Here is a 23,568-nt window from a genome sequence, read left to right as displayed (position 1 = left end):
AATGCAGACTTCTTGACATGTCGTGAAAGTCTGAGAAGTCTGCATCAAATGCAGACTTCTTGACATGTCGTGAAAGTCTAAGAAGTCTGCATCAAATGCAGACTTCTTGACATGTCGTGAAAGTCTGAGAAGTCTGCATCAAATGCAGACTTCTTGACATGTCGTGAAAGTCTGAGAAGTCTGCATCAAATGCAGACTTCTCCCAGACCTTTATTCTAAGTTTTCCGTTAGGCCCCGCTCACGCCGGTCAGCTCAACTGAGAGCTCCCACAGACGTTTCGCTTCTTCCGGATCGACGGCATACGCTTTGACTCCGATCCGCTCCCCGCTTGCCGGTACCGGTTCGGCGATATCGCAATCTTCGCAGTACACGCCCCCTTTGCCTTCAAGCTGCGGCGAAGTGGCGGCCCAGACCTGGGTTGCCGCTCCCTGCTCCGGAGTCTTGAATCCGGGATTGATACCGTTGCCTTCCTCGTCGACCCATTTCAGCTCGACCATCTCTTCCCGGCTGAGATGGCGCTGAAGCGGCGTAAGAATACCGCCGGGATGGGCGGCGAAAGCGCGTACGCCCTGCGCCGCGCCCCGCCGGTCGAGCTCGACCGCGAACAGCGAATTCGCCGTCTTGGATTGACCGTAAGCTTCAAACTTACGATAATTGCCTTCGAAGTTCAGGTTGTCCCAACGGATCGGCGAGAAATGGTGTCCGGTCGACGAAGTCGCCACGACCCGGGCACCGCCGCCAGCCGTGAGCAGCGGCCACAGCCGGTTGATCAGGGCAAAATGTCCAAGATGATTGGTCGCGAACTGCAGCTCCCACCCCGGACCGACACGCGTCTCGGGACTTGCCATCACGCCGGCGTTCAAGATCGCCAGATCGATACTGCGGCCGTCTGCCAGCATGCGGTCCGCAAACGCCTGGACACTATCCAGATCCGACAGGTCGAGACGATCCACTTCCACATTTCCCACCCCGGCCAGCGCTTCCCGGGCGGCTTCCGGACGGCGGGCAGGCACGATGACATGCGCTCCGGCGTTGACAAGCGCTTTGGCCGTCTCAAGACCCAGGCCGGAATAGCCGCCCGTTACCAGAGCCAGCTTGCCCGACAGATCGATTCCGTTCAAGACTTCCTCCGCCGTACTGCGAAGCCCGAAACCCGAGTTCAATTTGTGCTGCGGCGTTCGAAGATACGCTTGTTCCATTTGGATCCGCTCCTTTTCGTATAGGTTGCGATAGACTGATTCTCTATTTACTTTACGCCTTGGAGTTTACTCTAAGTCAAGTCCGCTTCGTCCCGAGGAATTGTTTACACCCTGGATATAATTCGGTTCCACGATGGATACATTCGGCGGTTAAGATAAGGAAGTAGAAAAAAACAAGATTCCGAAGGAGATGGATGAATGATGCGTTACCCGCAATGGATTGCAGCTTCCCTTGCCGCAGGCGTACTGCTGACAGGAACCGTATCGGCACAGGCCGCTTCCGCAGCCCCTGTCGCAAGCTCTACAGCCGCCGTTTCGACGACCGCCAAAGCCTCCCCCAAAATTTATGTGAGCGATGTCCCTTATACGGCTGCTCAATACAAAAGCATTGTCAAAGCCTTCGCCGCTTTTGACGGATTCGAAACGCCTTACGTACCGTCGCGCATGATTACGGGCGATGCTTTCAAGAAGGTCAGCGCCGGCGCCGACAGCGTAACCTTCGTGTTCAAATACATGAAAGTCGCCATATCGCCGCGTGACGACTCCTACAGCTACAAAGGTACAACCGTAACCCTTCCGAACTCCAACAATATCAAAGGCAAATGGTACAAAGCGGGCGGCAAGGACATGCTGACGTTCCCGCTGGAAGATCGGTTCGTCACGATTTATGCCCCTTATCAATCGCTGAGCAAGACCAAACTGGAGCATGTGGCGACAGATGTGACCCGGTACCAGCCTAAAAGTTAAGCGTATAGGAAAAGCCCGCGATAGACGCGGGCTCAGGCTGTCGAGAAAGTCCTATTCGTTGTAGAAGCTCGTCGGCTGCGGGAGAAATCCGTTCCGGTCGCGTGTTGAAATCGAGAAAAAAGATTGAATTTTAGTTGGATTTTCTCGATTTCAAAGGCGAACGCTGGCGCTCCTACACTGAATTTCTCCCTCCGCCTCTTCGCTTTGCTCAGGATCAGACTTTCTCGACACGTTAAGCCCGCGATAAACACGGGCTTTTTTTGCTGCACGGAATCCACAAACTGCGGCGCCGCTTCCCGATCTCTCGCCGCTTCTCCGTTCAAAACAAATCGATCTGCTCCACCGTCACCGGATTCAGTTCTTCGGCCTGCACTCCGTATTCCCCGTAGAATTCCCCGACCAGTCTGCGGTGGCAGTAACGGTGGTCTTTGCAGAAGCAGATCAGGACCACATCCTGCCCTCGCAGCAGCCTTTTATACACCTCCCGCAAAGCGGTCCGTTTCTCTCCGCTCTCAAGTTCCCGCCGGAAACGCCGCTCGTATTCGGGCCACCAGCCCTTATCCGGCCGGTCTTTCCATTCGTCCAGATACGTGTGAAACAGCTCCGGCGAAGGAGACAGCGCCCGCACCGGTTCAACGTTCGAAATCTCCGCACCCGCCCGAGTAATAAGCAGCCGGTCGGCCGTCTTGTTCAGCTTTTTGAGTCCCGGCAGATTGGAAGTGTACAGCCTGCCCGTCGGTTTGCGCAAAGTCGTCAAGATCCTTCCTCCCGAGGAAGGATCGAATCCTGTTAAAATCACGCAAGAATATTCGGAGCGCAGCCCTGCTCTATATCGCTTTTATTTTTTATTTTATGTTTTTCGCTTTTGGCCGTACCGATGATCTCGCGCAGATCCGCAGCTACACCTTTATTTTTGTACCCGGAAATTTCTTCAAGCCGCCAGACCCGTCCGAGCTTCTTACTCCCAGTCTGATGGATCTCGTAAGTCTGGGAAATGTTGCCGCGTTTATTCCTTTCGGCATCCTGGTTCCCCCTGCTTCGGCCGATACGGTTCGTGTCGTTCCTCGGCGGATTCATCCTGTCCATCCTTATCTTGGAAACCCTGCAGGCGTTGACCTTCCTGGGCAGTTTCGATCTGGGCGCCGTCCTGACAAACGCGTTGGGCGCGTCGATCGGATTCGGGGCGTACCGACTCCGAAGATTTCGAGGGCAGTATAAGCGTTTCCGTAGACGGGAAGGAGATTCTGTCCGGTTCCGATCAAAATCAAGTTCATGAGCCGTATATGTTCGAGTGGCATGTCGAACAAGCCGACGAGCTGACGATCACCATCGAAGGCCATCAAAAAGTTTGGGATATCCGCAGCCGGGAGATGGAGTATTTTTGGAAATAAACCGCTGAAGCACCAAAAGCCCGCGCAGAACGCGGGCTTTTTGCTGTCCATATCGTTAAGCTTCGTTTCCCCGCCGCTCCGCAATCACCTGCCCGATCCCCAGGACAATCAATTTCAGCCCGAATTCGAATGATGCGTCGCTTCCCATCACTTCAAACATCCCGCTTCTGTACAAGCGGCGAAACAGCCCCGCATCGGACTCGGCCATCCTATCCAGCAGCCCGTTCATCTGCCCCTGCGGGTCCAGCCGGCCGTCTTCGAGAACCGCTGCTACGTTCCGCTGATGCTGGTCGTTGTCCAGGACAAAATAATAGACGTAATTGGCCAGCGTCAGCACGACCTGGAATTTCTCTTCCTGCGCCAGCGGCGTCTCCTCGACGCAGAGCAGCATCCGGTTTGTCAATCGGATCGAGTCGGGTTCATGCGGCAGCGTCATCATGAGCAGCTGCACGGCGCACGGGTAACGGCCGAGGACGCTCCTCATGGTAAGCGCAAGGGCCGTGATCTGCTCCCGCCAGCTTCCCTCCGACTCGAATTCTTCCACGATCGTCTTCGAGATGCGATTGGCCATCCTCTGATAGAGATCCTGCTTGCTCTTGAAATGCCAGTAGAGGGAAGGGGCCTGGATGCCCAGACGATCGGCCAGTTTCCGCATACTGAATTTCTCGATATCCCCCTCCCGCAAAAGTTCCCACGAAGCCTCGAGGATTTTGTCTTCCGAAATTTGCGGCTGCTGCTTTTTCATCGTATCCGCCTTTCTTGTTCGAATCTTTATCTAACACTGTAAGTTTATTGTTTACAAGCCTATATATCCATGATATCATCTAACACTGTAAGGTACAAACTAACACCGTTAGATATTATCATCCACTTCCCTTTTCCTCCACCAAAAAAAGAAAGAAGGTTCCGACATGGATGCAGAAAACCTCCATTATTTCGAAAAAGCACCGATCACGAAAGCCGTGGCGCATTTCGCCGTACCCATGATGCTTGGCATGTCCATGAGTGTGGTGTATTCGATCCTGAACGCGTATTTCCTTGGCACGCTGCACAATACGGCGATGCTCACCGCGCTTGCGCTGACGCTGCCGTTATTTGCGCTCATCATGGCTCTGGGCAATCTGATTTGCATGGGCAGCGGCACGTTTATCTCCCGGCTGCTCGGCGAGAAGCAGTATGACAAGATCAAACAGGTGTCTTCCTTCGCGGTTTATGCAAGTCTGCTGCTCGGCCTGATCGCTATTGCCGCCGGCCTGCCGCTGATCGATTCGATCGTGCACGGCCTCGGCGCGACACCCGATTCTTTTGGCTTCACCAAAGATTATGTCACGGTCATGCTGATCGGTTCGCCGGTTGTCGTCTTGTGCTTTACGCTGGAAAACATCGTACGCTCCGAAGGGGCCGCCATAACGTCGATGATCGGCATGCTGATCAGTGTCGTCGTAAACATCGCGCTTGATGCGCTGGTGATCTTCGTTGTTCACGGGGACGTGACCGGCGTTGCCTGCGCTACGGTCGCCGCCAATCTGGCCGCCTGTCTGTTCTACCTGTACCATATGGGGGTCAAAAGTCCGTTTCTGACGATCTCTTTCAAATGGTTCAAAGCGACAAAAGAAATCGTGGGCAGTGTGCTGAAGATCGGAATTCCCGTGTTTGTCATGAGCGTCTTTTTGGGAGCCATGTCGCTGATGTTGAATCATTTTCTGATCGAATACGGCGACCGCGCGACCGCGGCTTACGGCATCTCGTCGCGCCTGCTGCAGTTTCCCGAGTTCATACTTATGGGCTTGTGCGAAGGCGTCGTGCCGCTGATCGCGTTCTCGTTCACGGCCAACCGGCTGCGGATGAAGCAGGCGATCGGATTTACGATCAAGACGATTGTCCTCTTGGCTTCGATCTTCGGGGTTGTCGTTTACCTGACTTCCGATCATCTGATCGGGCTGTTCACCCGCGATCCCCAGTTGATCGAGATGGGCAGCTATATCCTGCAGGTAACGTTCTTGTCCCTGTTCATCTCGGGAGCGACCGCGCTGTTTACGGGAATCTTCCAGGCGACCGGGCAAGGTACCGCCGCCTTGGTCATGGCCGTAATTCAGGGCATTACGCTGATTCCGGTTCTGTTTATCGCCAACTCCATGTACGGCTTCCACGGTGTCGTCTGGTCGCTTGTGGTCGCGGACGCCGTCGCTTTCCTCGTAGGCGGAATCATGCTGCTGGCTTTGCGCAGCAAACTGCAGCCGGATCTGGAGAGTTTGGTGCACGGATAAGAGAGGCGAAGGTGGCGGTGAATTTTCCGTGCCGCTCACGACTTCGTACTGCAAATCATCCGATTTCGAAAAATAAAAAGATCGTCCGACTTCGTGCAGTACGAAGTGCGGACGATCTTTTTCGTATTCCGACGCTGCGCGAAAGCTTGGCCGCTGTTTGGATCGGACCAAGGCTGCTTAATCCGGTTCCTCCTCCCGCCGCTCCTCGCCTGTCAACAACTCGACTTCCTCTCCGCTTCGCTGCCTCCTATGAATATTGTCCGTGCCCCAGCGGCACATCACTTCCACGATCGAATTCGCGGTGATGCCGTATTCGGTCAGCCTGTATTCGACCCGGGGCGGCATCTGTTCGTACACTTTGCGCTCTACCAATCCATCCCGCTCCAATTCGCGCAGCTGTTGGATCAAGACTTTTTCCGAGATACCGGGAATGCCGCGGCGAAGCTCGCTTGTCCGTTTGACCCCGGTCATCAGCAGGCAGATCATTAACGCTTTCCATTTGCCGCCGATGATCTCGAGCGTGGCTTCAATGCCCATATGATATTGTTTCATGCCGAATCTCATCTCCGTTTTTGACTGAATGCTCTGAAACGTCCATTATCTCAATGTTTGCAGCCGCAGTCCATTACGCACTTTGAGGTAAGTTCCTTACTTCATTGTATGTATTTTCTTCGGTCTGTATCAAGCGCATAATAAACGGCAGATCTTATGCGAAAAGGAGCAGTCCTCATGAAACGAACTCTCGTTGTTTTGGCGCATCCCGCTCTATCGACCTCCCGCGTGAACCGCCGCTGGCGGGAAGAACTGCTGCGTTATCCGGAGCAAATCGACCTGCACGAATTATATGATGAATATCCCGACGGACAGATCGACGTTCGGCAGGAACAGCAGAGACTTGAACGTTACGACCGTGTTATTTTGCAGTTCCCCCTGTATTGGTACAGCTATCCTCCATTGCTCAAAAAATGGTTCGATGACGTGTTCGCTTACGGTTGGGCGTACGGATCGAAAGGAGAAAAGCTGAAAGGCAAGTGCTTCGGCGCTGCCCTGTCGATCGGAGACCATGCGCATAATTACCGTCCGGACGGCGGCGTTTCTTATACCGTTGACGAGATTATCGCACCGTTCAAAGCCAGCCTTCGACATGTGGGCGCGATCGAACTGCCTCATTTCGCTTTATTCGGCGCTTCCTATCAAGCCAGCGATGAAGAGGTAGCAAAAAGCGCTTCCGCCTATGTGCGCTACGTATTGGGCGAAGCCTGACGCAAAGGTGGAGTTACCCGGTACAAAACCCGTAAAACCGCCGGACGATCGGTTCGTGCCCCTTCATGTGCTTAACTCGCCAAAAAGCCCGCATTAGATGCGGGCTTTTTGGCGAGAAAGTCCTATTCGTAGGAGAAGCTTATCGGCTGCAGGAGAAATTCGTTCCGGTCGCGTGTTGAAATCGGGGAAAAGAATTTGAATTTAGCGGAATTTCCCCGATTTCAAAGGCGAACACTATCGTTCCTTCACTGAATTTCTCCCTCCGCCTCCTCGCTTCACTCGAAAGCAGACCTTTCTCGACACGTTGAGCCCGCATTAGATGCGGGCTCTTGCTTCTTCCCCCGTCGTCACCGGATTGTCGTCGTACGAGATCCAGTCGCTTCAGCTTCACACATAAAGACGCACGCTTTTAAATCCGGCCTGCTCCAGCGCCAGCTCGTTCAGCACCAACCTCGACGGCACGCGTATCACCTGCTTGTCGTCAACCTCGAAGCCCGCTTCCTTCCACGCCGTGAAGCCCTTATCCAGCACAGCTACGTTCTCATTCCCGATCAAAGCGAATTCAAAGGATCGATCCGGCTCTTAGTCGGCACTCAAAAATTCGTCCACGAAAGCATAAAACCGCTCGGGATCGCTGATATGCACGTTGTGGTCCGCCCCCGGCATCTCACGCGCCGTGCAATCGGCGATGCGGGACTGCGCTTTGGCCCAGACTTCGTCCGGCATATTGTCTCCGTCGCGCGCCCGAACGAGCAGCACGGGGCACGAGATCTCGGCCAACCGCTCGTACCAGTCGACGTTGTAGGCGATATTCGCAGCCACGGCCTGAGCGCCGAACATCATCCGGTAACCGTCCGGCGTCTCGATCAGGCTGTTCATGAAATAATCGACGGCTGATTCGTGATCCAGCGCGCGGCGCATGAAGCGTCGGGCTTGAGCCTTATCGGAAAACGGCAGCGGCCAATCGCCCGTCAGCGGATCGACCGGCGGGATGTCTTCCGGCAGGACGTCGATGCGCACTGGCGGGCCTTCCGGGGTCTTGTCGAGCACGGCTACCTTGTCGATCCGCCGGGGATGCAGCGCCGCCGCGTGGGCCGCGATCTGCCCGCCCATCGAATGTCCAATCAGTACGCAGGATTCGATACCCAGCACGTCCAGCAGCCCGATCACGTCTTCCGCCATCTCTTCCGCCGTATAGCGGGAAATCGGTTTGCCGCTGAGACCGTGTCCGCGCTGGTCCGGGGCGATGACGCGGTAACGCTCGCCGTAACGGCGCATCAGATCGGCCCAAGTCTCGCCTCTTCCCCAGCGGCCGTGCAGGCAGACGATTGCCGGACCTTCCGTTTCGGTGTCCAATACGAACAACTCGATATTTTTCAAACTTACCGTTTTGCGAATAAGGGTTACGGTCATGATCAGGTCCTCCCGGTCGTAAATTTCTTGTTCGAGTATAGCATAATCTCCGACAAGACGGGAACGTTCATTCGTCTGTTGCCACCAGACGGACGCCGCTTGCTCAGGTCCGCCGAAGATCCTGAAGATTCGAAGCCACAACGTCTGGAACATAGGATCGAGTGTTGAACTTGGATCTAATCTAAAAGCCGCCTCTGAATATTATCTTTCCCCCATCGGCACATCTTATCGGGCGCATAATAAGCGGCAAAGCCGTTCCCAAAAAGGAGAAATGATGATGAGCCTCACCCTCGTTATTTTGGCACACCCGAATTTGCTCGTCTCCCGCGTCGCCTATGCCAATCGCGCAAGCAAAAAGCCGTCAGCGTTGGTGAACGCCGGCGGCTTTTTAATAAGGCAGAATCCTTAGACTGATTTCCCGGGGTTCTCTACTTCAACTCCGTTCAGAATCAAACGCAGATGGATGTCCGCTTTGAGCGAGTCGGAAACCGCGCAGTATTTTTCTTCGGCCATCAACAGCGCTTTCCAGATCCGGTAATCGGGAACGGTGCCGTCAATATGGAAAAACAGATCGATCGACGTAAAGCCCGACGGATTGGTTTCTTTACGCGTTCCGTCCGCTTCGATCTCGATTCGGGTAATATCGGACAAAAACCGGTCCAAAATCATCGTGATATCGATCCCCATGCAGCCTCCGAGGCCGGCCAGCAGCAGTTCCATAGGAGTCATGCCTTCGCCGTTTCCGCCGTACTTCGGCGTGGCGTCCATGCCCACGGAATAACCGGACGGACCTGTCGAATCGAACTTGCGGTTGCCTTTCCAGATTGTCGATACTTTCATGATGATTAACCTTCTTCCTTAAATTTCATTGATCTGGCGCAAAAATTTCCGTGTCCGCTCTTGCCTCGGATCTTCGAAAAAATGCTGCGGAGCCGCTTCTTCGATAATATTCCCTTCCGCCATCAATACAACCTTGGTGGCCACTTCGCGGGCAAACTTCATCTCGTGCGACACGACCAGCATCGTCATACCTTCTTGGGCCAGCTCCCGCATCACGCTCAGCACCTCGCCCACCAGTTCGGGGTCCAGCGCGGAAGTCGGTTCGTCGAACAGCATGACGGCCGGTTCCATCGCCAGCGAACGGGCAATCGCGACCCGCTGCTGCTGTCCGCCGGAGAGCCGGGACGGATAATAGTCTTCCCGATCCGTAAGCCCGACACGGTCGAGCAGCTTGCGGCCTATCGTTACAGCCTGCTCTTTGGGCATCTTTTTCACCGTCATTAAACCTTCGGTCACATTGCCGAGCGCAGTTTTGTGCGGATACAGATTGAACTGCTGAAACACCATGCCGCTCTGTCTGCGAATCTCCCGCGTGGCCTGCTGGCGCGCGCGCTTGGAATCTTCCGCGCCGACGCGAATACCGTTCACTTCGAAACTGCCGCCCGAAATATCTTCCAGACCATTGAGGCAGCGCAGCAGAGTGCTTTTCCCCGAACCGCTCGGTCCCAAGACGACCACGATATCCCGCGCGGCCACCTCAAGATTGATATTTTTCAGCACTTCAAGATCCTGAAAATGTTTGGATAAACCTGTCGTCGTGATCATCGCGTCATCTCCATGTTCAGTAAGCTTTGGCCAATCTGCGTTCGAAGCGTTCCAAGATGAAAGACAACGCCGTACTCATGATCCAATACATCACGCCGATGGCCAGATAAAAAGGCATATATTGATAGTATTGAGCGATCAGCAGCTGCGCTTGGCGAAGCAGTTCGCTCACCGTAATGACCGAAACGAGCGAAGTTTCTTTGAGCATGCCGATAAATGTATTCCCCATAGGCGGTATGGCAATACGCATGGCTTGAGGCAGTACCACTCGGCGCATCGCCTGCCAAGGCGTCATTCCGGTGGTATAAGCGGCTTCCAGCTGCCCTTTGGGAACGGACAAAATCGCTCCGCGAAACGTCTCGGACAAATAGGCGCCGGCATTCACGCTGAGCGCGATATAGGCTGCTGTCAAAGAACCCAACGTAATCCCGTAATCCACGACCCCGTAATAAATAATCACGATCTGTACCAGAAGCGGCGTGCCCCGTATGATCGATACATAGACGCGGGCCAACCACCGAATCGGCCGATTCCCTTTAAGACGGGCGATCGCTACCACCAATCCGATTATCAGGCCGAAGAACATGGACACGATCGTCAGCAATAAGGTAAAACCGGCGCCCTTCAGCAAGAAGGGCAGATTGTCGAACACGAGCTGCATGAATTCTACCGCCTTTCTGCCGGAGGACGAATGTTCCGGTCTTTATTTGGCCGGTGCTTCACCGAACCATTTTTTGAAAATCGTATCGTAAGTGCCGTCCGCCTTCATATCCGTCAACGCTTTGTTCATGGCCTCCTGCAGCTGCGCATTGTCTTTGCGAAGAGCGATGCCGGCTTCGTCTGATTTGATCGGTTCGCCGACGGCTTTGATCTTGAACCCGTTCTCGTCCACGATCGGCTTTAGGGCATACAGATTGTTGATCGTAGCGTCGATCCGGCCCGCATCCAGATCTTTCAGCGACGTAATGACGTCATCGTAGGTTTTGATATCGAAATCGCCGACTTCCGGCAGCACTTCGGTGCGAAGATACGTTTCGTCGTTGGTGCCGAGTCCGACTCCGACTTTTTTTCCTTTGAAGTCTTCCAGCTTGGTGATACCGCTATTGCTTTCGTTCACGATAATCTTGACCTCGTTCGTGATGTAAGGGTCGGTAAAATCGATTTGCTTTTGGCGCTCGTCCGTGATCGTCACCTGACTGACCACAACATCGAACTTTTTGGCCTGCAGACTCGGGATCAATCCGGAGAACTCTTGTGTTGTGAACTCCGCCTTGACTCCGATTCGCTTGGCGATTTCTTTGGCGATATCCGGGTCGAAACCGTCGACGTCTTTTTGCTCGTTCAAAAAGGTATACGGCGGATAGGTACCCATCGTACCGACCTTGATCACGCCGGCTTTCTTGATCTGTTCCAATCCGTTCGCGGACGCTGCACCCGAATTCGAATCTCCTCCGCACGCCCCCAGAACCAAGCTGAACAAAGTCAATGCGGCAAGGGTAACTCCCGTCAATTTACGTTTCATCATCTTTTTTCTCCCCTTCTCTGCTTATCTATCTGGCTTTGCCTATTAATCCGTAAAATTCGAAATTCGCCAACTCGCTCGCCAACTGTGCGGCGGTAGACTCCGCGATCTTGGCATACATGTCGTCCGAACCGAACAGCCAGCGCGAGAGCAGGCCTTCGCACATGCTCATCAGCAGAGCGCCGCGAAGCTCGACATCGATGTCCTCCGGCAGCATATGCAGCTCTTTCGCCCTTTGAATATTGCGCCTGAATCCCTGCTCCATCGCGTTTCGGGCGGCGGAAATGCTCTGTCTGATTGTCCGGTCGGCTCCGTTGCCCATCAGCACGATTTCCATCAGATGACGGTTCTCTTCGGCAAAACCGAACAATCGGAGAAACAAAGCTTCCGAAGCCTGCACCATATCGTCAATATCTCCCGGATCCTGCCGATAGCCCTGGTCGATTACCTGAAGCAGCCGCTCTTTGCCCTGCTCGATAATCTCCAGCCCGATCGCTTCCTTGCTTTTGAAGTGCCAGTAGAACGTGCCTTGGGCGACGCCCGCTTCGGATACGATGTCGGATATTTTCGTTTGATGATAGCCCAGCCGGGCAAACTTCTCCAAAGCGATCTCGATCAATTGAGCTTTGCGATCTATGGGTTCTTTGCGCGTTTCCTCATTTGATTCATCGATAGGCAACCTGCATCCCCTTCCCGATTGACGAGTCAGTCAGTATTTATTTTTAAATCCTATTGGATAACTCAGGTATTGTCAAGCGGATTTCCGAATAGACTTGAAACATCTCCCTTTGGAATGACGTGACGTTTGTTGTGAACACGAATAAGCCCCCGGCTGAACAGCCGGAGGCTTGTCTTTTTCACATCATGATTTCTGTATTGGACGTTTCCCAAGGGATGGATACCTACAGCCTGACGATCCGCCGGACATGCAGCTGATCCAGCCATTCTCCCCATTCCTGTTCGTCTTCGTACGGATCGCGGTAAAAAGCCGAACGGGACAGCAGGGGCCAGGCGTCGTCCGTGCTTTCCAACCATTCGCGGTTGCCGTGTCCGGCTTTGCCCGTCCATTCTTCGCCGCCTTTTCCGCTCCACTGGGAATCGGTACGGACCAGTTCTTTTTCGACGGCGTCGGCGGGGAAAAGCAGGCCGAAAACGCTGCTCCAACCGGCAGTCGGTTCGCTCGGCGCCGCTTCTTCAAAGGACGGATTTTCTCCCCAGGGGAAAATCGTGCGGCGTCCGCCTGCGTACAGATATTCCCACTCGTCTTCGGTCGGCAGATCGAATCCTTTTTCAAGCGCCGAATCGCTCCATTCTTCGAAATCTTCCGACTCTTGGCTCAGGCAAACTTCGACCTCTCCGTTCTTGCGCTCGAACCGGTAAGAACGTTCGTAATATCGGTTCGGCCCTTCGCCGGCCCGAAAAACCTCCAGCTGCTTCAGCATCCGGGCATGCCGCTTGCGATCGAGCAGTTCGGGCTGCACGACCGTCCAGCCGACGTAACGTGCATGCCGCTCGGCCAGCATCGGCCCGATCTCCGGGGAACGAACCGGCGACAGGATATGGCGCAGCCGATCTTCTTCGCCTTTGAATTCGGCGGGAATAGGCGACGAAACAGAAGAACCGCCTTCCGTTTCGTCCGTACCCGCCCAATCGGCCCAGCCCAATGTCGGCCGGTCTCCGGGGACGAATGCGAACTCGCTGCCTTTATAGAGGAATACTCCGGTCTCTGTCGTTTGCCCCGCAGCTTCGAATGTCTGCATTTCTCGGAAAACAAAACCATCCGGAAGGCTGCCTTGAAGGTCTTGCAGCATCTCCTGTTTGCGAATCCGGTCCAGCCGGCTCCATTCTTCTCGATTCCATACGTTTATGGTACATAGCCTCCGTCATGCCTGATAAGGCGGATTTTTTGCCGCAGCTTTTTCTTATTATAGCAAACGAAACTCTCTGTCCGCACACCCGACCGAGAAGGCGAATTTTGAGGATGGAAAGCCGGGGTTTCGATCACGGCTCCGAGATAAGGGAGTGCTTGAGCGCGACGCGTTTTGATCTGCATTTTGTGTTCAGAGATTTAGCACGGCCGGAGCGACCCACATTAACGGCAAGCGACATTATTGACGGGGATAGTCGCTTCTTGAATACAAACCAAACAAAGGAAGCCTCATAGTGGATCGAGTATCGGGCTTTAAGAAAAGGTAGTCCTTCCTGTTCCGTTTCGAGATCAGCAAAAAGCCCGCGGACTTCCCTGCTCCAAACCGCCTTACACTTCTTCCCCCGGCGCCACCGGATTGTCGCCATACGCAATCCAGCCGCTCCAGCTTCCCGCCTACAGACGCACGCTTTTAAACCCGGCTTGCTCCAGCGCCAGAATGTTCGGGGCGCGCTGACGCCGGAACCGCAGTACGCGAAGATCTCGGCTTCTTTGTCGATGCCTTCGAAGTGCTTCTCCAGCTCTTCGGTGCTCTTGTACGATCCGCCTTCGTTGAACAAGTCTTTCCAGAAGAAATTGACCGCTCCCGGAATATGCCCGCCGACCGTGTCCATCGTCTCGTTCTAGCCGAGGTAGCGGTCGTACGCCCGGGAGTCGATCAATACCGGAGTGAAAAAGATTACCGGATTCGAGGGTGCGGGCACGGCCCTGCTTTCTTCCCGCTCGCCGCGTTCGGCCGCCATCTCTTCTTCGACGCCGACCACGATCTGTTCGGCGATCGCGAACAATTCTTCCGTTTTAGTTTTTAGAATATCCGCATTATGCCAAAAAAACGACCCCGTTCTCTGCTTTTATGCAGATTTCGAGGTCGTTTTCGGCTTTAAGGCTGCGAATCTTCTTTGGTTACGAGCTTCAAAGGTGCCGGAATGGAGGCCTCCACTTCCTTGCCTTGAAGCACGTCGCGCGCGGCGTTCACGGCCAGTTGGCCGATCAGATCCGGCTGCTGGGCCACGGTCGCGGTCAGTTTGCCGTTCCGGATCGAGGTCAGCGCATCGTCGTTTCCGTCGAAGCCGACGACCGGAATATCCTTGCCCGAGCTTTCGATGGCTTCGATCGCGCCGAGCGCCATTTCGTCGTTATGCGCGAATACGGCCTGCACGCCCGGATTGCCTTGCAGCAGGTTTTCCATGACGGTCAATCCTTTGGTGCGGTCGAAATCGGCCGCTTGGCTGGCGATCACGTCGAGCTGCACGTCGGCAATTTCGTGGAAGCCGCGTCCCCGCTCGCGGGTCGCGGACGCGCCCGGCACGCCCTGCAGCTCGATCACTTTAGCGCCTTCGCCGAGCTGCTGTACCAGATACTCGGCCGCCATCTGTCCGCCTTTGGCATTGTCGGATGCGACAAGCGCCTTCACGTCGCCTTGATCCGCGGAGCGGTCGAGCGCGATAACCGGAATATCCAGCACGTTGGCCGCCTGCACCGCGGAAGAGATCGCGGCCGAGTCGGTCGGATTCACCAGCAGCGCGTTCACGCCCTGCTGAAGCAGATCGTCCACGTCGTTGCTTTGTTTGGCCGAATCGTTTTGCGCATCGACGACGATCACTTCGATTCCCAGCTTTTGCGCTTCCGCCGTCACGCCGTCTTTGAGCGAGACGAAGAACGGATTGTTCAAGGTCGAGATCGACAACCCGATTTTGATCTTGCCGGAGTCGGAGGCATTATCGGTTCTGGCCCATGCCGGCGGCTGCATGGAGCAGCCGGCGAGCATCAGGACCACCAGCAAAGCGGCGAGCGTAGTCGTTAATTTTTTCATAGGGTCACCTTCTTTCTGTTTTAAGCCGACCGCTTGCGGTCGATCAGTACGGCAATCAGGATCACGACGCCTTTGACCACCATCTGGAAAAACGAGGAGACGCCGAGCAGGTTCAAACCGTTGTTCAGCGTGGCGATGATCAGCGCGCCGATCAGCGTGCCGACGATCCATCCGCGTCCGCCCGTCAGGCTGGTTCCGCCCAGCACGACCGCCGCGATCGCGTCCAGCTCGTACGATTGTCCGGCCGTAGGCTGCGCGGAATTCAGACGGGACATCAGGATGGCGCCCGCCAACGCGGACAGCAGGCCGGCCAAGCTGTAGATCATGATCTTGACGCGGTGTACTTTAATGCCCGATACGATGGCCGCTTTTTCGTTGCCGCCGATCGCGTACGTTTTGCGGCCGAAAGCCGTTTTATGCAAAATGGTCCAGAGGATCGCGAACATGATCATCATGGTAATGGCCGGGACCGGAATCCCCAAGAAATAACCGCGGCCGAACAATTGGAACGATAGGTCGTCGCCCAGGCCCGTAATCGGATTTCCGTTGGTGTAGACGAGCGTCAAGCCCCGGAAAACGGTCATCGTGGCAAGCGTCGCGATGAACGGAGCCATTTTGCCTTTCGTGATCAACAGCCCGTTGATCGCGCCCATAATCGCGCCGGCGATACAGCCGATCAGAATCGCCAGAATCGGGTCGACGCCGGCCAGCATGAGATTCGCGACGAAGGCGCTGGATAACGCCAGGATCGAACCGACCGAAAGGTCGATGCCGCCGGTCAAAATGACGAAGGTCATGCCGAACGCGATCAGCGCGTTAATCGCCACCTGGCGAAACAGATTCAGAATGTTAAGCGGTTCCAAAAATGCCGGGTTCAATATGGATACGATCATGACCAGAATGATAAAACCGAGCAATGGACCGAGTTTTTGCGTAACCTCCGATAATTTGAAACGTTTGCCGGAATCGGCTGCGGAAGCTGATTTTTGCATCTTATTGTCCCCCTGTCGCTAAAGTCATAATGTTTTCCTGCGTCGCTTCGCTGCCTGCAAGCTCGCCGCCGATATGGCCTTCATGTATCACGATGATCCGATCGCTCATGCCCAGTACTTCGGGAAGCTCGGAGGACACCATAATGATCGCCACGCCGCGGTCCGTCAGCTCGTTGATCAACTGATAGATTTCACGCTTGGCGCCCACGTCCACGCCGCGCGTCGGTTCGTCGAGAATGAGCAGGCTCGGTCCGATGCCGATCCATTTGGCGATGACGACCTTTTGTTGGTTGCCTCCCGACAGGCTCCTGGCCGGCGTTTCGGCGGACTGCGTTTTGACCTGCAATCGCTTGACCAGCGTATCCACGAACTCGCGCTCTTTGCGCGATGAAATAAAGCCCTTGGACGTAAAACTGAACAGGTTCGGCAGCGCCATGTTTTCGCGAATCGAGAAATCGAGCACAAGGCCTTCGTCTTTGCGGTCTTCGGTAATGAAGCCGATTCCGTGCCGCACTGCGTCTTCCGGGCGGCGGATGTTGATCTTTTTGCCCCGCAGCACGATCTCTCCGCCGTCGAGCTTGTCCAGACCGAAGATCGCCCGCATGATTTCCGTGCGCCCCGCGCCCATCAGACCCGAAAAGCCGACGACTTCCCCGGCCCGGACGTTGAAGCTGACATTTTCGAACAATCCGCGCCGCGTCGCGTTTTTTACTTCCAATATGACGTCGCCGGGCTTCGGATTCCGCTTCGGATAACGCTCGGTCAGTTCGCGTCCGACCATCTTGCGCACGACTTCGTCGAAGTTCGTCGCCGGGATCTCTTTCGTATCCACCGTAATGCCGTCGCGCATCACGGTGATCCGGTCGCAGATCGCGAAGATCTCTTCCATTCGGTGCGAAATGTATACGACGGACACGCCTTCGGCTTTCAGCGAACGAATGATTTCGAACAGCTTGACGATTTCGCGTTCGGTCAATGCCGCCGTCGGCTCGTCCATGATGATGACTTTGGCCTCCGTCATCAACGCTTTGGCGATTTCGATCATCTGCTGCTGTCCGACCGAACAAGCACCGGCTTCCTTGTTCAGCGGCAGATCGACGGACAAGCGCCGAAGCTGTTCACGGGCAAGGCGTTTCATTTTCCGCGTATCCAGCAGTCCGTACGGCAGGTTAAGTTCCCGGCCGATAAACAGATTCTCGAGCACGGTCATTTCCGGCCAAATATTCAGTTCTTGGTGGATAAACGTGATGCCGCGCTTTTCGGCTTCGCCGGGATTCGCGAAATACGTTTCTTTTCCGTCGACCGCGATACGGCCTTCGTCCAGCGCGTGCAGCCCGACCAAGATATTCATCAATGTGGACTTGCCCGCGCCGTTCTCGCCCATCAGCGCATGAACTTCGCCTTCCCCAAGTTCGAAATCGACGCCTTTCAATACCTGGTTCGTGCCGAAAGCTTTATGAATGCCCCGCATTTCGATATGCATGCCGCTTCCTCCTATTCTTCGTTGCCGAAACAAACGCCGGCGTATAAAATACAGTTGGCATAAGGCTTGGCTTCGCCGGTACGGATAATGGCTTTGGCTCCCGCGGTCAGCTTTTTGAACGTTTCATGGCTGCATGATTCGATCGGCGCCGCTTCGAAAGTCCGGTGCATGAAAGCGTAAGCCGCTTCGTTTTGCCCGATCATTTCTTCCGCGATCGTGACTTGCTCGATCTCCATATCGGCGGCCACAATTTCGACCACCTGCTCGAAACCGGGAACGCCGTAGGTCAACGCCAAGTCGATCTTGGGCACGCCGGGCGGCACCGGAAGGCCGAGGTCGGCGATGACGATGTAATCGGTATGCCCCAGATCAGACAAGACTTTGGATATATGGCTGTTCAGTATGCCGTGTTTTTTCATGCCAGCGCCTCCTCCACTTCTTCGCGCTTCGGCATGCCGCCCTGCGCGCCGAAGCGGGTAACGGACAACGAAGCCGCGCGGTTGGCGAACCGCAAGCTGTCCGCGATGCTTTTTCCTTCGGCCAAAGCGACCGCGAATGCCGCATTGAACGTATCGCCCGCCCCCGTCGTATCGACGGCTTCGACCGGATAAGAAGGCACGACCGCTTCCTCTTGTCCGTCGAAATAACGGGCGCCGCGGCTTCCTTCCGTTACGATCAGGCGATTCGGATACTTACGCAAACTTTCGCCGAGCTCCGCTCCGTCGAACAATAGACTCGCTTCGTGCTCGTTCGGAGTCAAATACGCGCAGTTTTCGATCACTTCCGCTTCCACCGGACGGGCGGGCGCGGGATTCAGCAGCAAAGGAACGCCGGACTGCTTGCAAATGCGGCTGACCAGCAGTACGGTCTCGGCCGGAATCTCCTGCTGAATCAATACGATGTCGGCCTGTTCGATCACCGTGCGCGCTTTTTCCACGTATTCGGGCGTGACCTGGCGGTTGGCCGCTTCGACGAAGATGATGCTGTTATCGCCTTCCGCCAAAATGATATGCGCCGTTCCACTTTCGCAATGTGTAACCGGTTCCACATTAGTTACACAAACACCGTTTTGCTTCAGGTTGTCCAAAATGGTCTGCCCCAGCGAATCGTCGCCGACCCGTCCGATCATGGAGACGTCCGCGCCCAGCCGGGCCGCGGCTACCGCCTGGTTGGCTCCTTTTCCGCCCGGCACGGTCTTGAAGCTTTCTCCAAGCACCGTCTCCCCGGCCCCCGGCCGTCTGGAAGACGTTACGACCAGATCCATCGAACAGCTTCCGACCACGACGACGCGCGGCTGTTTTTTCATATATGCGCTCATGCTTATTCCCGCCTTTTTTCTGTTTTTTTAGATAAGCCTAGGATTAAAGGGATAAAACCGCCTGTACGTTAACCGTATCGACTCTGGAAGTCAGCGGTCAACGTATTCGTTCTCCGGCTTTTTTCGCGTACTGCCCCGTTCGACAAACTCGACGGGCATCTGGATATTCCGCAGCTCCACCGTTTGCCCTTCGATCAATCGGATCATCAACTCTGCCGCTTTGTAGCCCATATCGTAAGCGGGTTGGCGGATCGTCGACAGCGGCGGGGACAATAGTCCGATCAGCGGAATATCGTCAAAGCCGATAATCTGCACCTCTTCCGGTACCTTTTTCCCTAACCGGAGCGCTTCGTGCAGTACGGCGATCGCCGCCATATCGTTGCTGGCGATTACCCCGTCCGTATCGGGAAACGAAGCGAACAGCTCTTTCGCTTTCTCCTCCGCCTCCTTCAGCGCGAACGACGCGGTCCGAATCACTTCGTAGGCGACTCCCGTGTCTTGAAGCACTTCGACGGCCCCCTGAAAGCGATCCTGCGCCGGACGGATATGCGCCGGGCCTTGCAGTACGGCGATTCGGCGGCTGCCCCGCCCGATGATCTCCTGTGCGGCGATCCGGCCGCCTTCGCGTCCGTCCGCATAGACCGCAGGGCGGTCGCTGGAGATCCGATCCAAAAAGACGACCGGTATTTTTAAACGGCGATAAAAGTCCATGCCCGGAAAATTGGTGGACGCTATGATGCCGACCGCGTTATTTTGCACGAACGTCTGGATATAATCGCGCTCTTTCTGCTCGCTTTCGTCGCTGTTGCCGAAGATCAGACGGAATCCGCTTTCCTGCATCCGGTCTTCCACGCCCCGGGCCAGCTGCGGGAAATACGGGTTCGTAATATCCGGCAGCAGCAATCCGATCAATTTCGATTTGCGCTTGTACAGGGAACGGGCCACCTCGTTGGGCGTGTAATTCAGTTCTTGAATCGCCTTTTCCACCATGCGGCGCGTATCTTCGTGCACATAGCCGGTTTCGTTGAGCACCCGCGATACGGTAGCTACCGATACGCCTGCGTGTTTTGCGACATCTTTTATCGTGACCATGCTTTTCACCTCGAATGAGTAACCGGTTACACATAAAATATCATAAGTTTAAACCGCTTTCAAGACTTTTAGAAACGAAAGCGAATAAAAGGTTAACCGATTCGTCGGCTAAGCCTTGATCGATTAGTTGGACGGCCAATGTGCGGGCAGCAGGCTGAAGCGTGATTCTCTTCTCATCGAACTTATTTGCACGTTGGGTGCAATTCCGTTCCAACACCGATATGCCGTACGTGCCGTCGCGATCGGATTATCCCCATACGAGATCCAATCGCTCCAGCTTCCCGCGTACAGCTCGGTCCTGCGAGCGGATCGTATTTGCGTGGGTGCCGGAGACGACTGCGCATGAAGCGAGTCGTTTTTCATATAAAAATCAGGCGTTCGTGTCGGTCATGGCCGGAAGATGAATCTCTTTGACGCAGGCAGCCGGGGATAAACCGATCAGGCAGTTTGTCAAATCGACCACGTCCTGCAAAGGAATACGTGTCCCCCCATAAGCCTCCAATGCGCGCTCCCGTCCCTCTGCATACGGAATCTCGGCAGCCAACTCGCCCGGATTGATGCAGGTGACAGCGATCCGATCCTGACGCAAATGTTCGCGCAGCGCTTCACCGATGCCGCGGATTGCGAATTTTGAAGCTACGAAGGTCACTTGGGTATTGTTCGCGCTGCTCAATCCCGCTGTCGAGCCGATCAGGATGATCCTGCCGGAATCGGACCGACGCAGATTCGGCAGAAGGCCCTGCAGGCACACGATCGCGGAAGTAATATTGGTCTGAATCATGCGGCTGATGTGCTCGGGTGCGTCTCGATCGAAGGTGTAGTGATCCTCGAAACCTTCTTTTTCCCAAATGCCTACATTGTAAACAACCACGTCCAGCTGCTCCTGTTGAACGTGCTCAAAAATGATAGGGGCGGCTCCCGTTTCGGACAGGTCGGCCGGAATCCAGATTCGTTCGACGCCGTCTTGCAGCTCGAGGCTGGACGGACGGCTCCGCGATACCAACCATATTTTATCCCCCGCCTTGGGCAATCCTCTTGCAAAAGCATCTCCGAGTCCTTGGCTGGCTCCGAAGATGAGATGACTTTTCATGATCGATTCTCCTTTATTTGCTTTTTGGTGTGCTTGTGCCGTTCATCAATGTCTGCTCACTCGTCAGCATATAATACTCGCTCGAAATTGTAATGAAGATTTCATTAAAACGGGAAAGCGGGCTTTTGAACTTCGTACGCTTACTTCATCGCCGTTCGGCTCATATTCGTAAACGACGGGGCGCCCTGAAAACCCATTTTTTGATACAAATTCGCCGCAGGATTGCCAACCGTAACGCATAATTTAACGACATCCGAGCAGGAACCGGCCTGCTTTTTGACATAACGCAGCATAAATTCCGCGATCCCCAAGCCCTGATGCGAAGGCGCGACACCGATCTCCGCGATCTCTGCGAATCCAAGCGGCATTTGCTCGCCCACTCCCGCCAGACAAACGCCGATTGCTTCTTCGCTGAGATCTTCTGTCACATGGATGGACAGGTTCCGATGCCGATACACATCGAGCACGTATCGAATATTTTCCAACAGTTCGTCTTCACTGGGCGTGCCGAACGATTCATAATCAATGCCTCCTTCATAGGCCCGCCGCATCAGATTTTTGATCGGATTCAGGTCTGTCGAGTCGTTCAATTCATACAGTGTCAACCCTTGCGCCAGCTCGGGAGCGTCTTGGCATCCGGTCGGACTGCACATCACTTGACGAATCGTTTGAGCTTCGAATCCAAGGCAGAGCAGAATATCGACATCCTTTTGCAGCACACCGTTGATCTGCCGAACTTCTATGCCTAAGCTGCTGATCAGCGCCGTCCAGAACACCTTCCGGTCTGCGGCTGGCGGAATCAGAAACGGGTACATCAATGTATCTCCAAGCTGAATAATTCCGCCGAACCGTTTATCTTCTTGCATAAGCCAATAACACTCTTCCGTAAACTTCGTATCGTCTAAACGCGCCTTCCAGTCGTACCACATCTCGATATCCGCAGCCGAATAGATCACCTGATTCAGAGCGAATTCGTCTCGATCCGCTCGTTCCAATCGATATATCGTCATAGAATGTCCTCTCTTTCTTCAGTCATTCAGGGCCGTTCAACCAAGCACGACTGACTCGCCGAGCTCTGTCCCTATCGATCTGATCGTAAATCAAATCTGAAGTCGCCAATGAACCGTTCTTGCTGCGAAGCAATAATCATGAAAAAGGAATAGAGACTGAGAGAGGACGGATAATGAAAAAGAAGCGATTCCAGGCCTTGATCACGGCTTGGAATCGCTTCTTTTTATGGTCTTGAAATCTTAGACCTCTTCCCCCGTCGCCACCGGATTATCGTCATACGAAATCCAGTCGCTCCAGCTTCCCGCGTACAGCCGCACGCTCTTGAAGCCCGCCTGCTCCAACGCCAGGATGTTCGGAGTCGCGCTCACGCCGGAGCCGCAGTACACGACGATCTCGGCTTCTTTGTCGATCGCCTCGAAGTGCTTCTCAAGCTCCTCCGTACCCTTGTACGATCCGTCTTCGTTGAACAGGTCTTTCCAGAAGAAATTGATCGCTCCGGGAATATGGCCGCCGACCTGATCCATCGTCTCGTTCTGGCCGAGGTAGCGGTCGTGAGCGCGGGAATCGATCAGCACCGGGGTGAAAAAGACTTTGGGATTGGCAGCGGCCGGAATCTCGATATCCTGCACCGGCACTTCGCCGCGCTGGGCGGCCATTTCTTCGTGTACGCTCTCCACGATCTGTTCGGCTTTGAGCGTGCCGACGATGCGCTGCACTTCGTCCACGTCGGTCAGCAGATGAGGCTGTACGTTCGCCGTGAAGGTCGAAGGCACGCGGACCGCCTGCTTGTCGTCCACCGGGAAGCCCGCCTGTTTCCAATTCGAGAATCCGCCATCCAGCACAGCGACGTTCTCGTGTCCGATCCAGCGCAGCATCCACCACAGCCGGGCCGCGTTCATGCCGCCTTCATCGTCGTACGCGACAACGCGCGTATCGTTGCCGATCCCGAGCTTGGCCAGTTTCGCCGCGAACGCTTCCGGATCCGGCAGCGGATGACGGCCTCCGTGATCGCCGGCCGGCGCGGACAGATCCTGCTTCAGATCCAGATGGATCGCTCCCGGGATATGCTCCTGGGCGTAAGCTTCGCGGCCTGCTTCGGGCTGTCCCAGGGTAAAGCGGCAGTCCACGATCGTCTGCCCGGGTTCGTACAACCTTGCGAGCAGCCATTTGTTCGATACGATACTTTGCATGTTGATTCGATCTCCTCTCCGCAGCGTAAGTTTTTTCTCAGAATAGCACCTTCGCCGCGGGAAATCCAACGAATCGCTTCCGGGAAATTTTGTCTGTTTTTGATTTAGTCATAAAACTCGAACGCGGACCTGTATGGTTACTAAAGGTTATGGTATAGTAACAAGTAATACATTCAGGAGGGAGGCAGCAGACTTGGGAAGGCGCTGAACGATCATTTTACGTTAACCACCGTTTCTTGGACCTG

The 23,568-nt window shown here is 54.9% G+C and carries 26 protein-coding genes; 3 read left to right on the top strand and 23 right to left on the bottom strand.

Annotated features, from left to right (window positions below):
- Positions 1 to 227: 227 nt before the first annotated feature.
- Positions 228 to 1,199, bottom strand: a complete 972-nt coding sequence (locus tag HOP44_RS14310; RefSeq protein WP_172254473.1) for an SDR family NAD(P)-dependent oxidoreductase — start codon at positions 1,197 to 1,199, stop codon at positions 228 to 230.
- 198 nt (positions 1,200 to 1,397) lie between these two features.
- On the opposite strand from HOP44_RS14310, the gene HOP44_RS14305 reads away from it, so the two are divergent.
- Positions 1,398 to 1,946 carry a hypothetical protein gene (locus HOP44_RS14305; RefSeq protein ID WP_172254472.1) on the top strand — a complete coding sequence of 183 codons (549 nt, stop codon included), beginning with the start codon at positions 1,398 to 1,400 and terminating at the stop codon, positions 1,944 to 1,946.
- A gap of 319 nt (positions 1,947 to 2,265) precedes the next feature.
- On the opposite strand, the gene HOP44_RS14300 is transcribed toward HOP44_RS14305, so the two are convergent.
- Both HOP44_RS14300 and HOP44_RS14290 read right to left on the bottom strand, forming a co-directional pair.
- Entirely contained in the window at positions 2,266 to 2,703 is a 438-nt protein-coding gene (locus HOP44_RS14300) for a DUF488 family protein, N3 subclade (RefSeq protein WP_246369825.1), read from the bottom strand.
- A 689-nt stretch (positions 2,704 to 3,392) separates the two neighbouring features.
- Complete coding sequence (locus HOP44_RS14290; protein ID WP_172254470.1) at positions 3,393 to 4,082, bottom strand: TetR/AcrR family transcriptional regulator; 690 nt, start codon at positions 4,080 to 4,082, stop codon at positions 3,393 to 3,395.
- Between the two features lie 166 nt (positions 4,083 to 4,248).
- Here HOP44_RS14290 and HOP44_RS14285 point away from each other — a divergent pair, with 166 nt between their 5' ends.
- On the top strand, positions 4,249 to 5,604 hold the full coding sequence (locus HOP44_RS14285) for an MATE family efflux transporter (protein ID WP_172254469.1): 1,356 nt from the start codon (positions 4,249 to 4,251) through the stop codon (positions 5,602 to 5,604).
- Positions 5,605 to 5,781: 177 nt separating this feature from the next.
- Here HOP44_RS14285 and HOP44_RS14280 read toward each other — a convergent pair whose 3' ends face one another.
- Positions 5,782 to 6,156 (bottom strand): winged helix-turn-helix transcriptional regulator, encoded by a 375-nt coding sequence (locus HOP44_RS14280; RefSeq protein WP_172254468.1) that lies wholly within the window; start codon positions 6,154 to 6,156, stop codon positions 5,782 to 5,784.
- A gap of 177 nt (positions 6,157 to 6,333) precedes the next feature.
- Here HOP44_RS14280 and HOP44_RS14275 point away from each other — a divergent pair, with 177 nt between their 5' ends.
- Entirely contained in the window at positions 6,334 to 6,867 is a 534-nt protein-coding gene (locus HOP44_RS14275; protein ID WP_172254467.1) for an NAD(P)H-dependent oxidoreductase, read from the top strand.
- A 387-nt stretch (positions 6,868 to 7,254) separates the two neighbouring features.
- Here HOP44_RS14275 and HOP44_RS14270 read toward each other — a convergent pair whose 3' ends face one another.
- The 19 genes from HOP44_RS14270 to HOP44_RS14185 form a co-directional block, all read right to left on the bottom strand.
- A complete protein-coding gene (locus HOP44_RS14270) occupies positions 7,255 to 7,398 on the bottom strand; it encodes a hypothetical protein (protein WP_172254256.1) in 144 nt (47 codons plus the stop codon).
- Between the two features lie 51 nt (positions 7,399 to 7,449).
- Complete coding sequence (locus HOP44_RS14265; protein WP_172254466.1) at positions 7,450 to 8,280, bottom strand: alpha/beta fold hydrolase; 831 nt, start codon at positions 8,278 to 8,280, stop codon at positions 7,450 to 7,452.
- 405 nt (positions 8,281 to 8,685) lie between these two features.
- On the bottom strand, positions 8,686 to 9,120 hold the full coding sequence (locus HOP44_RS14260; protein WP_172254465.1) for an OsmC family protein: 435 nt from the start codon (positions 9,118 to 9,120) through the stop codon (positions 8,686 to 8,688).
- Positions 9,121 to 9,138: 18 nt separating this feature from the next.
- Positions 9,139 to 9,885, bottom strand: a complete 747-nt coding sequence (locus HOP44_RS14255; protein WP_172254464.1) for an amino acid ABC transporter ATP-binding protein — start codon at positions 9,883 to 9,885, stop codon at positions 9,139 to 9,141.
- A 16-nt stretch (positions 9,886 to 9,901) separates the two neighbouring features.
- On the bottom strand, positions 9,902 to 10,546 hold the full coding sequence (locus HOP44_RS14250) for an amino acid ABC transporter permease (protein ID WP_172254463.1): 645 nt from the start codon (positions 10,544 to 10,546) through the stop codon (positions 9,902 to 9,904).
- 42 nt (positions 10,547 to 10,588) lie between these two features.
- On the bottom strand, positions 10,589 to 11,410 hold the full coding sequence (locus HOP44_RS14245; RefSeq protein WP_425501875.1) for a substrate-binding periplasmic protein: 822 nt from the start codon (positions 11,408 to 11,410) through the stop codon (positions 10,589 to 10,591).
- A gap of 25 nt (positions 11,411 to 11,435) precedes the next feature.
- The gene (locus tag HOP44_RS14240; protein ID WP_246369824.1) at positions 11,436 to 12,086 is read right to left on the bottom strand and encodes a TetR/AcrR family transcriptional regulator; all 651 of its coding nucleotides are present in this window, start codon (positions 12,084 to 12,086) and stop codon (positions 11,436 to 11,438) included.
- A 223-nt stretch (positions 12,087 to 12,309) separates the two neighbouring features.
- Positions 12,310 to 13,167 (bottom strand): hypothetical protein, encoded by an 858-nt coding sequence (locus HOP44_RS14235; RefSeq protein WP_172254462.1) that lies wholly within the window; start codon positions 13,165 to 13,167, stop codon positions 12,310 to 12,312.
- A gap of 241 nt (positions 13,168 to 13,408) precedes the next feature.
- Positions 13,409 to 13,948 carry a sulfurtransferase gene (locus HOP44_RS23175; RefSeq protein WP_343059897.1) on the bottom strand — a complete coding sequence of 180 codons (540 nt, stop codon included), beginning with the start codon at positions 13,946 to 13,948 and terminating at the stop codon, positions 13,409 to 13,411.
- Between the two features lie 9 nt (positions 13,949 to 13,957).
- Positions 13,958 to 14,122: a hypothetical protein gene (locus HOP44_RS23170; protein ID WP_343059896.1), complete on the bottom strand. Its 165-nt coding sequence runs from the start codon at positions 14,120 to 14,122 to the stop codon at positions 13,958 to 13,960.
- A gap of 92 nt (positions 14,123 to 14,214) precedes the next feature.
- Positions 14,215 to 15,147: a ribose ABC transporter substrate-binding protein RbsB gene (gene rbsB / locus HOP44_RS14225; RefSeq protein WP_172254461.1), complete on the bottom strand. Its 933-nt coding sequence runs from the start codon at positions 15,145 to 15,147 to the stop codon at positions 14,215 to 14,217.
- 20 nt (positions 15,148 to 15,167) lie between these two features.
- A complete protein-coding gene (gene rbsC / locus HOP44_RS14220) occupies positions 15,168 to 16,139 on the bottom strand; it encodes a ribose ABC transporter permease RbsC (RefSeq protein ID WP_172254459.1) in 972 nt (323 codons plus the stop codon).
- A 1-nt stretch (position 16,140) separates the two neighbouring features.
- Entirely contained in the window at positions 16,141 to 17,622 is a 1,482-nt protein-coding gene (locus tag HOP44_RS14215) for a sugar ABC transporter ATP-binding protein (protein WP_172254457.1), read from the bottom strand.
- Between the two features lie 11 nt (positions 17,623 to 17,633).
- Positions 17,634 to 18,041, bottom strand: coding sequence for a D-ribose pyranase (rbsD, locus tag HOP44_RS14210; protein WP_172254455.1), 408 nt, complete (start codon positions 18,039 to 18,041; stop codon positions 17,634 to 17,636).
- Entirely contained in the window at positions 18,038 to 18,940 is a 903-nt protein-coding gene (gene rbsK / locus HOP44_RS14205) for a ribokinase (protein WP_172254446.1), read from the bottom strand. Before rbsK ends, rbsD begins: the two co-directional genes overlap by 4 nt.
- A gap of 90 nt (positions 18,941 to 19,030) precedes the next feature.
- Positions 19,031 to 20,032, bottom strand: coding sequence for a LacI family DNA-binding transcriptional regulator (locus HOP44_RS14200; protein WP_172254444.1), 1,002 nt, complete (start codon positions 20,030 to 20,032; stop codon positions 19,031 to 19,033).
- Positions 20,033 to 20,402: 370 nt separating this feature from the next.
- Positions 20,403 to 21,122, bottom strand: coding sequence for an SDR family NAD(P)-dependent oxidoreductase (locus tag HOP44_RS14195; RefSeq protein ID WP_172254442.1), 720 nt, complete (start codon positions 21,120 to 21,122; stop codon positions 20,403 to 20,405).
- Positions 21,123 to 21,262: 140 nt separating this feature from the next.
- Positions 21,263 to 22,132 carry a GNAT family N-acetyltransferase gene (locus HOP44_RS14190; protein WP_172254440.1) on the bottom strand — a complete coding sequence of 290 codons (870 nt, stop codon included), beginning with the start codon at positions 22,130 to 22,132 and terminating at the stop codon, positions 21,263 to 21,265.
- A gap of 240 nt (positions 22,133 to 22,372) precedes the next feature.
- On the bottom strand, positions 22,373 to 23,323 hold the full coding sequence (locus HOP44_RS14185; RefSeq protein WP_172254438.1) for a sulfurtransferase: 951 nt from the start codon (positions 23,321 to 23,323) through the stop codon (positions 22,373 to 22,375).
- Positions 23,324 to 23,568: the final 245 nt, after the last annotated feature.

Source organism: Saccharibacillus deserti, from assembly GCF_013618475.1.
In the GTDB taxonomy this organism is placed as follows: Bacteria; Bacillota; Bacilli; order Paenibacillales; family Paenibacillaceae; genus Saccharibacillus; species Saccharibacillus deserti.
The sequence above is the reverse complement of the archived record's forward strand: the minus strand, read 5'-3'. Positions and strand labels throughout refer to the sequence as shown.